Annotated in this window: 11 protein-coding genes and 6 pseudogenes; 11 read left to right on the top strand and 6 right to left on the bottom strand. The window is 58.5% G+C overall.

Going from position 1 to position 9,609, the window contains the following annotated elements:
* Nucleotides 1-147: 147 nt before the first annotated feature.
* Both BN1800_RS34870 and BN1800_RS34865 read left to right on the top strand, forming a co-directional pair.
* Nucleotides 148-285: pseudogene (locus BN1800_RS34870) on the top strand (nucleotidyltransferase); the annotation flags it as partial.
* A gap of 779 nt (nucleotides 286-1,064) precedes the next feature.
* A pseudogene (locus BN1800_RS34865) lies at nucleotides 1,065-1,408 on the top strand (RHE_PE00001 family protein); the annotation flags it as partial.
* 513 nt (nucleotides 1,409-1,921) lie between these two features.
* Here the strand turns inward: BN1800_RS34865 and BN1800_RS34860 are convergent.
* The gene (locus BN1800_RS34860; protein ID WP_244564766.1) at nucleotides 1,922-2,308 is read right to left on the bottom strand and encodes a c-type cytochrome; all 387 of its coding nucleotides are present in this window, start codon (nucleotides 2,306-2,308) and stop codon (nucleotides 1,922-1,924) included.
* Between the two features lie 157 nt (nucleotides 2,309-2,465).
* A pseudogene (locus BN1800_RS34855) lies at nucleotides 2,466-2,687 on the bottom strand (IS6 family transposase); the annotation flags it as partial.
* 334 nt (nucleotides 2,688-3,021) lie between these two features.
* Here BN1800_RS34855 and BN1800_RS34850 point away from each other — a divergent pair.
* From BN1800_RS34850 to BN1800_RS34835, 4 genes are all read left to right on the top strand, one after another.
* Nucleotides 3,022-3,552, top strand: a complete 531-nt coding sequence (locus BN1800_RS34850; RefSeq protein WP_087004779.1) for a flavodoxin domain-containing protein — start codon at nucleotides 3,022-3,024, stop codon at nucleotides 3,550-3,552.
* A gap of 69 nt (nucleotides 3,553-3,621) precedes the next feature.
* Nucleotides 3,622-4,197: a pyridoxamine 5'-phosphate oxidase family protein gene (locus BN1800_RS34845; RefSeq protein WP_087004776.1), complete on the top strand. Its 576-nt coding sequence runs from the start codon at nucleotides 3,622-3,624 to the stop codon at nucleotides 4,195-4,197.
* Nucleotides 4,198-4,509: 312 nt separating this feature from the next.
* Nucleotides 4,510-5,058, top strand: a complete 549-nt coding sequence (locus BN1800_RS34840; RefSeq protein WP_087004773.1) for a hypothetical protein — start codon at nucleotides 4,510-4,512, stop codon at nucleotides 5,056-5,058.
* Nucleotides 5,058-5,432, top strand: a complete 375-nt coding sequence (locus BN1800_RS34835) for a hypothetical protein (RefSeq protein WP_087004770.1) — start codon at nucleotides 5,058-5,060, stop codon at nucleotides 5,430-5,432. Before BN1800_RS34840 ends, BN1800_RS34835 begins: the two co-directional genes overlap by 1 nt.
* A 109-nt stretch (nucleotides 5,433-5,541) precedes the next feature.
* Here BN1800_RS34835 and BN1800_RS34830 read toward each other — a convergent pair.
* The 3 genes and pseudogenes from BN1800_RS34830 to BN1800_RS34820 form a co-directional block, all read right to left on the bottom strand.
* Nucleotides 5,542-5,981: pseudogene (locus BN1800_RS34830) on the bottom strand (recombinase family protein).
* 66 nt (nucleotides 5,982-6,047) lie between these two features.
* Nucleotides 6,048-6,518, bottom strand: coding sequence for an Hsp20/alpha crystallin family protein (locus BN1800_RS34825; RefSeq protein ID WP_087004766.1), 471 nt, complete (start codon nucleotides 6,516-6,518; stop codon nucleotides 6,048-6,050).
* Nucleotides 6,511-6,942 (bottom strand): Hsp20/alpha crystallin family protein, encoded by a 432-nt coding sequence (locus tag BN1800_RS34820; protein WP_244564765.1) that lies wholly within the window; start codon nucleotides 6,940-6,942, stop codon nucleotides 6,511-6,513. The genes BN1800_RS34825 and BN1800_RS34820 overlap by 8 nt, the downstream gene beginning before the upstream one ends.
* A gap of 411 nt (nucleotides 6,943-7,353) precedes the next feature.
* Between BN1800_RS34820 and BN1800_RS34815 the strand changes: the two genes are divergently transcribed.
* The gene (locus BN1800_RS34815; RefSeq protein WP_087004763.1) at nucleotides 7,354-8,271 is read left to right on the top strand and encodes a DnaJ C-terminal domain-containing protein; all 918 of its coding nucleotides are present in this window, start codon (nucleotides 7,354-7,356) and stop codon (nucleotides 8,269-8,271) included.
* Nucleotides 8,268-8,618, top strand: coding sequence for a chaperone modulator CbpM (locus tag BN1800_RS34810; RefSeq protein WP_087004761.1), 351 nt, complete (start codon nucleotides 8,268-8,270; stop codon nucleotides 8,616-8,618). Before BN1800_RS34815 ends, BN1800_RS34810 begins: the two co-directional genes overlap by 4 nt.
* Here BN1800_RS34810 and BN1800_RS34805 read toward each other — a convergent pair.
* Nucleotides 8,552-8,788: a P-type ATPase actuator domain-containing protein gene (locus BN1800_RS34805; RefSeq protein ID WP_244564764.1), complete on the bottom strand. Its 237-nt coding sequence runs from the start codon at nucleotides 8,786-8,788 to the stop codon at nucleotides 8,552-8,554. The two genes, BN1800_RS34810 and BN1800_RS34805, sit on opposite strands and share 67 nt — an antisense overlap.
* A gap of 12 nt (nucleotides 8,789-8,800) precedes the next feature.
* Here BN1800_RS34805 and BN1800_RS43085 point away from each other — a divergent pair.
* The 3 genes and pseudogenes from BN1800_RS43085 to BN1800_RS34795 form a co-directional block, all read left to right on the top strand.
* Nucleotides 8,801-9,017, top strand: a pseudogene (locus BN1800_RS43085) (phosphoketolase family protein); the annotation flags it as partial.
* Nucleotides 9,018-9,022: 5 nt separating this feature from the next.
* Nucleotides 9,023-9,220 (top strand): annotated as a pseudogene (locus BN1800_RS43080) (hypothetical protein); the annotation flags it as partial.
* A 120-nt stretch (nucleotides 9,221-9,340) separates the two neighbouring features.
* Nucleotides 9,341-9,547 (top strand): antitoxin VbhA family protein, encoded by a 207-nt coding sequence (locus tag BN1800_RS34795; RefSeq protein WP_087004755.1) that lies wholly within the window; start codon nucleotides 9,341-9,343, stop codon nucleotides 9,545-9,547.
* The last annotated feature ends 62 nt before the right edge of the window (nucleotides 9,548-9,609 follow it).

Raw genomic sequence — 9,609 nt, 5'->3', positions numbered from 1 at the left:
TACGCATCCGAGCGTATGGGGTAAAAAGCAGCGTGGCGAATAACTGCGCCACCAGTTGCAATCGTCCGACCCTGTCGACTTCCATGCCGCGGTTCCTACAGTTTCCAGTAGTAGACGGCGAATCGTCTTTGGCCTATCGATGGGCCCATGCGATCGTCCCTGGAACATCTACCGGAAGAAAAGCAGCGCGAGCTTGCCCGCGTCGTTGCGATCATCCATGAGGAGTTCGCCGATGCGCTGTCAGGCACCTCTGCCGCCTTCAAGAAGCGCGGCCGGATCGTGCGCCGTGAAGGCGCGGGAGGTTAGTATGCAATAAAGGCAAACCTCCCAAACTAGCTGGTTCTTGACCGGTGACTGGAATGTCACCCCTCTACAGAGAGTAGTAGACGGAAGGGGATCGAAAAGCTCGGCCGGGCGTCGCCGGCGGGGTGTCATCAGCAGATCGATCTTAAATGAAACGGATACGGCCCATCAGCCGTAGGCCGGGCTACCGCAGTGTCTATGGTGAGGCAACGAAGTGAGTGCTGGAAGCCTCTGTATTTACCGAAACAAGCCCTTAAATCGTGATGGCGAGAGGGCCAAGCAATCTGAAGCGGCGGGGCTTATAGTTCTCCGCTGCTGGGTGCGGTCACCGTATCCGAGGAAGGGGCACTCTCGATAGCCTTTCCTCCCGAATTGTCAGGGGTACAGCTCACCACCTAACGGCACAAAGGTTGGGAATCGGAACACGGGAACTCGGATCGCCCGCCCAGTGGGAACTGGGCTAGCCGTGACGGCCGGAGATGGACGAACCCGAGGGCGGAGCTTCCGTAGTAGTCGGAGTGCGGAAGGATACGTCGCCTTGGTGGCATCAAGGCCATCGCAAAAGAGCGACAATTGATACTCCCCGGGGAATCCAGTTCAGTACTTCCGGAGTTTAAAAAGTGCTGGGCTTTGGCGCTGATGCTTACCGTAACCTCACCATCGATAAGCGTTGGTTATCGATGGTTAGCACACCAACTCTCAATCATACTATGTGGGGAACCCTAATATTCAGATAGAGTTCTTGTAAGAAATCATTTACCATGATTTCAATGGCTTACGATCTCACGAAAATCAGCACAACAGGTCTGATGCGACCGGCTTTCGACGCTGGCATCGCGCTCACGCGTCTGGACGAGCGCATCGCCCGCTCACCGGTCGGGCAGGGCTGGCTAGAACGCACTCATTTCACGGACGCCTGCGCTTCGCTGTGGATCGACGGCGAACTGGTGCATCTCGAGGACCTCGTCCCCACGACGATATCAGAGATATTCGTACGCCCACCCACGAGCTCACCATCGCCCGCGACGTCCTGAAGACCCGCCGGCGCATCGCCGCGCGGCCGCCCGGCTGGGCACTGTCGGCGACGGCCTCCGCACCCTCCGCGGGCACGGCTTCGCCGCCGGCATGTCTGCTGTCGATGGTACCGTAGCGAGCGCCGAAGTTGTCACATTATCGAGCGGAGAACGAACGACCGCGCCGCTGCCTGAGATCAGGCAATGGCACCCGTCAACTCCTGCAAAGCTGCCACCGCGTGGAAGCGCGAACTCCATAGAACTATTTTCCAATGCGCCATGGCGCGGACACGATGAATGTGAGTGGCGAGCCTGTTTTTTGTGTCGATATTTGGCGACGGGGAGGAGCGCAACTTCCTGGCAACCGATTTGACGTTAAAGGACGGTATTGCATTCTTGGATGCGGAAGGCGTAAAGCGTCAGTTTCCGATTTCCGACATCATAGGCATCTATCCCGTCGATAACGCCGTAGGGGAATTGACCCCGGGCTGTTGGAGAGACGCGGCCGCGTTAACTAGTTTTCACCTTACCGCAGTTGTTGCAAAACTCCCGCGGTGGCGGCGTTCTGCTTCGCGGTCATGTTACGGTTCCGTCAAACCGGGTCTCTATTCCGCCAGGCTTAGAATATAGGCGGACACGTCCTGAACATCGGTCTGCGAGAGTATTATGTTCGGCATGGTTGGATGACTTTGGGCCGTGAGCCAAACGTTAAGTGCCATGGCGGTCATTCCCGGTGTCACAGCCACCGCTTCGAAGCTGGGCGCCTCGGCAACAGGGGATCGAGTTTGATCCGCAAGGACGGCGTGGCAGGTTGCGCATACCTCAAGCGCGAGCCGGTGCCCGTGCAGAATATCCTGTGCCCGCGCTGCCGGAACCGCTGCAAAGGTGCCGGCAATGACTGCGACGGTCGCTGTTCGCATCGCGATATCCTGTTGGATGTTCCTGAATTCCGAGTTGAGACGACGATATGATTTGCTCACCAGCTCGCCCATAGTGCGCACGCAAGATTGTCGGCGCTTCTTGGCGAGGGAACGTCGCTCCGTCGCCAAAGTTCCGGCCACGGGCTTGATGACCAATCAATATGGGGCCAGAACAAGAACTGTTCCCCCAGACACGCTAAGGCCGAACGAACGATGAACGTCAGGTGGTGCGGGTCCCCGCTCTGGTTGCGGATTTGCGGCGCTGGGCCTGGCAGGCAATCAGGGGCGAATATTTCACGACCCATCTGTTCAGCGTCGCATGGTCAACGGCAACGCCGCGCTCGGCCATAATCTCTTCCAGATCACGATAGGAGACCGCATATCTCACGTAGAAAAATACCGCGTATAAAATCACGTCTTTCGGGTAATGACTGCCTTTGAAATCGACCATGATCGGGAAACTCAATCTGCCTGCTCATCTTCAACCCGGATCTACGCCTACCATACTGGTTGCAAACCCGGTGAAAAGTTTGCGACAGAATCAGGCTGACCGCCCCGCGGTGGATGGTCGTAGTCGGATGGCTAGCGGTGCTGATCATGGCTCTGGCCACGATCGGGTTCTTCGTGCTCTAAGCACCCAAGTCGCAGCGAAAAGGGGTTCGCGGAGCCTGTTCCATGAGCTATAATGCGGTCAATTGCTGTTGCGAAGCATTGAGTTCCGGCATGCCGGGCTGGCTCGTATCGATCGTCCCTATGAATGTCTCTTCCGCTGTCGGAGGCACATCGTGAACGTCCTGATTGTCTATGGAACGACCGAAGGGCAGACGCGGAAAATTGCCGCACGGACGGCAGCGCATATTCGCGAGCGCGGGCACCAAGTCGAGCTGCAAGATAGCGCAGCGCTCGCATCCGATTTGAAGCTCGGACCCTTCGACGCGTTCGTCATTGCCGCGTCGGTCCACCAGGAGCACCACCAGGAAATCGTCACGAACTTCGTGTTTGCCCATCACGAACTGCTGAACACTAAGCATTCAGCCCTCATATCCGTCAGTCTGTCGGCGGCGCTGGAAGACCAAAAGACGGAAGCGCAAAACTACGTGGATCGCTTCGTCTCCGTGACAGGGTGGCAACCACGCATGACCCTCCTTCTCGGAGGTGCTTTGCGCTTCACCAAGTACGATTACTTCCAGGAGCAGTTCGTCAAATTCGTCGTCATGAAACGCAGCGGCGATCCGAGCCCCGAGCGCGATCATGAATTCACTGACTGGAACGCCCTCGCCGACTTCGCTGATCGATTTCTTGAGACGGCCGGCTAAACAAAGAGGTGCCTGAGTCCGGTGCAGCTTGCATCGGCGCACCCTTCGCCGTCTTTGCCGGCGTGGCGCATGGAACATGGAACATGGCGTATAGCAGCCCCCGCGAGCGATCGCGAATCCAGTGGAAGCAAGAAGTCCGCTTCCGCGGCATCGAGATGCACAGAGCGAAGCTCGCTCTTTCACCAGGGGAGTCCCGTGATCGTCAGTGAGATGACCGCCCAAGAATGCAGGATGCACCTGGCCGCGAGCAGGGTCGGGCGCCTCGCTTGCGTAAGAGACGGGATGCCGTACGTCGTGCCAATCAGCTTCGTTTACGAGGACGGCCACATCTACAGCTTCTCCCTGATTGGTCACAAGATCTCGGCGATGCGGGGACATCCTCAGGTTTGCTTCGAAGTCGACGAGATTCGCAGCCCCCGCAGCTGGTGGAGTGTCATTGCCTTCGGTCGCTACGAAGAACTCTCCGAAGCGGCCCCCCGGCAGGATGAGCGCGACCATGCATGGTCGCTGTTGCAGAAAGCGCGCCCCAACTGGTGGGAACCTGGCAGCGAGACACCTCACTCCGAGGACAAGGTGGCCAGTCCGCCTCACCTCTTCTTCCGCATCAACATCGAGAAGATCACTGGCCGTCGTGCCCTCGTCTGACCGGCCCAGTCTAGTTATGATCGCGCAGGCCGAACATGGGCAACACAGCGACCTTCGCCTTCGCGAATTTGAATTGGCAAGGTCGCGCCAGTTCCGGACCTTGGCAGCTTTGCGTCACAGCCGCAGACTCATCGCCGACGAGCTCCATTTTTCGGCTTGGCTGGGCGCCATGGCGACATGGGCTGCGACTACATCATCGGTATGACGGTGACTCTGGACAACCTAGGTGGGCGGACTCGCAGGATATGTAGTGGGGAATGAAGTGGACGTCCATCAAGAAAAGAAGTCTGACGCGCCAACTCGGGAAACCGAATGATCAGTTTCGACGACAGGCTGCCCGTAGTGCGAGAAGGATCCAAGAACGATCGCGTGCATTTCTTCAAATACATGAGCGAAGGCACCGCCAAGATCGTTCTGAAAAATCGTACCCTTCAATGGTCAACAACGTCACAGTTGAACGACCCCTTCGAGATGCAATTCGATCTGTCGCTAAAAGCGGACAAGGCACTTGTAAAGGAGAGGGTTCTTGAGCAGTTATGGGCACTGTACTCGGGGGGCCAGCCCGTGAGGGCGGCGAATCCGATGGGCGTGATGTTCGAATATCTCCGGGCAAACGTAAGAGGGCTGAGCAAGGACTATTTGTTCAGGGAGTTCGGCCCTGCGATTGACGAAGGCTTAGCAATCATCGAAGCGAAGGCGAACCCGAATACGGCGGAATTGACGCCGATGTTCTCGCTGGTCAAGATCCTCTCCCTGACCATCCGGCCGGACATCCCGTTGATGTGGTCGCATTATGCGAATTCACACCGCGGGATTGTCATGCGTCTGCGCAGTATCCCCGGCCTCGATTCCCCCATGTGATGGCCGAACCGATCAAATACACGAGTGAAGTTCCAGCATTTTTCACCGAAGCATATCTGATAAATTCATTTTGCGGCATTGAGAGCTTTGCTACTGATGCGACGATCAATAGCATTATTTATCGAAAATCAGCGGAATGGGAATATGAGCAGGAGTGGCGTGTTAGCGGCGGGTTTGGTCGCAACAAGGAAGAGGCGTACGAGGACGTTAATTTCGGCTGGAATGAACTCGATGGCATCATATTCGGCTTGAGCACTACGGAAGCGGATAAAGCGGAAATCAGGAAGTTGTGCGAAGCTTATCCAAACATCGTGTTCATGCAAACGATCAAAATAGCAGGCTCCTCAACACTCTATGTAAACGTGATCGACTGAAATATTCCGGAAATCCTGACTTGCCTGCAGGCGTGCTACACAGAAAATGCTGGAGCAGGCCAGTTCACCCGACCGCCTATTGAAACAATTGAGACCCTCGTCGAAATGACTATTTGCAAGCCGCCTCCAACTTGCTTTTCGCGGCTTCGATCCCGGCCTTCTGCCTATCCTTGATGAATTTCAGCTCCATATCCGCGACCATGCCGAGGATGGTGATGACCATCCTCGGCATGCTTCCTGCTGTCGTCACCTCCGGTTCGAGAACGCGAAGCGACGCTCCCTTTCATCGAGTTCATGGACTAGATCCAAGACATCGCGCGTCGAGCGCCCGAGCCGGTCGAGCCACAACACGACCAGTTCGTCGCCGGCGTGCCGGAACTGCATGATTGTTTCCAGATCGGTGCGCCCGGCTCGTGATGCGCCCGATCCGGTCTCCGAGCGGACGATCTCACAGCCTGCGGCCTTGAGGCGGCTTATCTGGACGTCGAGATCCTGGTCTGTCGTGCTGACGAGGGCGTAACCGATACGGGCAATGGCGATCCCGCCCATCGCAATAGCGGAGGCCATCGCCTCTGCGAACCGTTGGCAAGCGCGGCGTTTGCGCAATCCTCTCCGTCAGGGAACTGATCTCACCTCGATTCGCTTTGCCGCTGCCTCCGGCGCTCTCGGGATGGCGAGGTGAAGCACACCGAGCTTCAAGTTCGCCTCAATTCCATTGATGTCGAAATCCCCGGAGAGAGTGAACTGCCGCTCGAAATCGCCAACCGCGTACTCTCGATAGGCCTGGCTGTAGCCCTCGAGGGCGTCCTCTTCGACGCGGCCATAGATCGACAGCACCCGCTTCTCCAACGTGACCTCCAAACCCTCCGGGCTCACGCCGGGCAGATCCGCAACGACGACAAGGCCGTGTTGGGTCTCGTAGATGTCAACCCGTGGTATGAAGACCGGTCTCTCATGGGTCCGCTCGCCCGCGTCCTGCTCCGCGGACAGCTTGCCCTCCAGCTCCGGTTGGCTAGTCAGCGCGGCCTGAGACTGCTGCTTGCTCTCGCCCTTCGTTCCAGCTTTCGTGGTCTCTCCCTTAGCCATGATCCGCCTCCTTGCTCGCCTTCACATTAATGCGCCTGGGTTTGTCCTCTTCAGCTCGAGGAAGATCCAGCGTCAGTACGCCATTGACGAGATCCGCTTCAACCTTGTTCGGGTCGACCACAAACAGCAATGACACGGTCCGCACAAACCGGCCCCCACGACGCTCACGCCGGTGATATCCTTGGGCTTCCTCAGTTTCGGTGTGCCGCTCTCCGCTGAGAGTAACCGAATCTCTGTGAATCAAGATGTCCAAGTCTTCTGATCTTACTCCAGGCAATTCGGCGGTGATGATGACGCCGTCCTGGTTTGCGAAGACATTCACCGCCGGGAATTCCAGCGCCCTTGCGGCGCCCCGGCTCACTTCGTCTTGGAAGCGGCGTATGTTGCGGAAAGGATCTGCGCCGTATAGCATTCGTGCGACCATTGTCTCCTCCTCGGAAGGCCGCCCCACAAGGCCCTCGGCTTGCCTCGATACCACGTGGGCCATCGCCGCTCTTCACCGCCGGATGGCCTGACGTGTTGAAGATTGCTCCCAAAGGGCGGGTTTCGCAAGATCGAACCCTCTTGACATACTTCGCCATTTGCCGCCCTCTCGAGGATACGTTAAGTCGCTGCTATGGCAATCGAAACCGGGCGATCATGGACGGGCGCGCCCGTGGTGCAACGACCATCGGCACGATGATCGTCCGGACTCACTTTGGCAAAATGTCGCTGCATGCCGTGCGTAGGGCGTGAATGATTTTGGCGATTGCGGTTATGCTTGCGGCACCGCCCCCAGGGGGTGGGGGCGGAATGGTCGATATGATTGAGGCGCGGTTGCGATGGGATCAGGTGCATGAAGGACCCGTACGAGACGCTCGGCGTAACTCGCTCTGCGACTGACAAGGAGATTAAGGACGCATTCAAGAAGCTGGCGCGCAAGTTCCATCCCGATCTGCATCCGAGCGACAAAGAGGCCGAAGCTAAGTTCAAGGACATCTCGGCTGCCAGTGACCTGCTCAAGGACAAGGAGAAGCGGCGGAGGTTCGATGCGGGCGAGATCGATGCCAGTGGAGCGGAGCGACCGCAAGAGCGGTTCTATCGCGACTTCGCCGACGGGCCCGTCTACGCCTCGCATGCAGCGCAAGACGGGTTTGCCGGTAACGAGGACCTGGAAGAATTTCTGGCGCGCGCGTTCGCGGCGGGGGGACAACGGTCACAGGGCACTTTGCGGGCGCGCGGCCAGGATGTAAGTTACGTGCTGCCGGTTCGGTTTCTGGAAGTGGCCAACGGCGCCGCTCGCACGCTTATGCTGCCTGAGGGCAAGACGCTGCAGGTGACTATTCCGGAGGGTGCCGACGACCGGCAGATGCTGCGGCTGAAAGGTCAAGGAATGCCGGGCTTCGGCGGCGGGTCGGCGGGAGACGCCTACGTTGAGCTTCATGTCGAGCCGCATCCGTTCTTCCACCGCAAGGACGATAACATTCACGTAGAGGTTCCGGTCACTCTGAAGGAGGCGGCGCTGGGCGCGCGAATCGAGGTTCCGACCATAAGCGGCCCGGTGACGATGACTATCCCGAAGGGCTCGAACACGGGCAAAGTGATGCGACTGCGCGACAGGGGCATTCGCAACCGCAAGACCGGGCAACGCGGACATCAACTGATCACCCTGAAAGTCGTTCTGCCCGCAGCCGACGAGCCTGAGCTGACAGGGTTCCTGGAGACCTGGCAGCCGAAAGTCGCACAGGAACCGCGCAAGGAGATGTTCACATGATGCGCGTTGATGACCTTGTTACAGCGATAGCTGCGCTGCAACGCAGCGATCTCGAAGCCTGGATCCGCGACGAACTTGTTGTGCCGCGGCAGGAAGTCGGATCGTTGCTCTTCACGGAGATGGAATGCGCGCGTATCCGCCTGATCTGCACGCTGCGCTATGAGCTCGAGATCGACACGGACACGCTCCCGATCGTAGTGTCGCTGATCGACCAGCTCTACGACACCCGCCAGCGCCTGTTGTCACTGACCGCCGCCATGGCGGCGCAGGACAAGACCGTTCAGGCCGCGATCATCGCTGCGCTGGAGCGGGATGAAGGGAGTTCTGCGGCACGAAATGTGACGTGATCCGCCAAACGTTGGACCTGCGCCGTGCTCGCCTGCGCGTCCTCGACCAGCTTGATGATCTGGGACAGGGCGGTGTCCTTTCCGACGCGCGTCGCCGTGAAGCACAACAGACCGCTCTGATTCAAAGTGCCGCCAATCAGATTATGACCAAGCGTCTTTTCGACCGGCATCGGCTCGCCGGTATCGATGCCGCCGCATCCCATTGCGCCGACGGAATCGATATATGGAAATGGGCGAGCAATGATGGTGATGGCGATGGCTTTGCAGCCCCCACGCCAGCATCCTCATGGCTTGGGCGACGGTGATTTCGACGAGATATTCACCAGAGACAAGCCTGTGACCTTTGCCCATCACGGCTATCCGACGCTGATCCATCGGCTGACCTATCGGCGCACCAACCGTCGACGCACCGCGTCTATGCCAAATCACCGCGCGGCCATGACATCGAGGTCGGCGGCGTCTGCAAGAAGAAGAACGCGGAGGGCAAGCCCTACTACACGCTCTCGATCAAACGCCTCGGTTTCAATGCCAATCTCGGGCGTTTCCCCGGTCAGGACGACCCGACACTGCAGGCGATCATCGAATGGGAACCCCGCGATTGATCGCGGCAAAGCGCCCGGCGAATAGCCGGGCGCTCGCCGCAGAACGGCTGGAAATCACCGCAAAGTGCTCGATTTCCAGCACTTTTCCTGCTAGGGTGCGACGTAACTGGAGATTTGCCGATGAACATCCATTCCCCCCGTCCGGACCGCTCCCCGGAGGCCATTGCAAGGCGAAAGAAGGCAACCGACCAGGCCCGCGCCGCCAATATCCGGCAGGGCTACAGTTACGATCCGCTCCTCGAGGAGGCGACGGCAGCCTATGTCGCTGGCGACATTGGCCGCGACGAATACCGCGCCCGCGTCGTGCGGCCTGCAAAGCACTCCTGATAACAACCCCTTCCCTCCCAGAGTGAAACACCGCCTGTCCTCGTGCAGGCGGCTTTTTTGTG

The organism is Rhizobium sullae, assembly GCF_900169785.1.
GTDB classification, from domain to species: domain Bacteria; phylum Pseudomonadota; class Alphaproteobacteria; order Rhizobiales; family Rhizobiaceae; genus Rhizobium; species Rhizobium sullae.
Note: the sequence above shows the minus strand (reverse complement) of the source record. Positions and strands in the feature narration are given on the sequence as shown.

Excerpts from the sequence above, each read along its gene's own strand:
- BN1800_RS34845 (WP_087004776.1), top strand. The coding sequence starts at position 3,622 with ATGGAACATGGAACATGGCGTATAGCAGCCCCCGCGAGCGATCGCGAA.
- BN1800_RS34835 (WP_087004770.1), top strand. The coding sequence starts at position 5,058 with ATGGCCGAACCGATCAAATACACGAGTGAAGTTCCAGCATTTTTCACC.
- BN1800_RS34825 (WP_087004766.1), bottom strand. The coding sequence starts at position 6,518 with ATGGCTAAGGGAGAGACCACGAAAGCTGGAACGAAGGGCGAGAGCAAG.
- BN1800_RS34795 (WP_087004755.1), top strand. The coding sequence starts at position 9,341 with ATGAACATCCATTCCCCCCGTCCGGACCGCTCCCCGGAGGCCATTGCA.
- BN1800_RS34840 (WP_087004773.1), top strand. The coding sequence starts at position 4,510 with ATGATCAGTTTCGACGACAGGCTGCCCGTAGTGCGAGAAGGATCCAAG.
- BN1800_RS34820 (WP_244564765.1), bottom strand. The coding sequence starts at position 6,942 with ATGGTCGCACGAATGCTATACGGCGCAGATCCTTTCCGCAACATACGC.
- BN1800_RS34810 (WP_087004761.1), top strand. The coding sequence starts at position 8,268 with ATGATGCGCGTTGATGACCTTGTTACAGCGATAGCTGCGCTGCAACGC.
- BN1800_RS34805 (WP_244564764.1), bottom strand. The coding sequence starts at position 8,788 with ATGCCGGTCGAAAAGACGCTTGGTCATAATCTGATTGGCGGCACTTTG.
- BN1800_RS34860 (WP_244564766.1), bottom strand. The coding sequence starts at position 2,308 with ATGGGCGAGCTGGTGAGCAAATCATATCGTCGTCTCAACTCGGAATTC.
- BN1800_RS34815 (WP_087004763.1), top strand. The coding sequence starts at position 7,354 with ATGAAGGACCCGTACGAGACGCTCGGCGTAACTCGCTCTGCGACTGAC.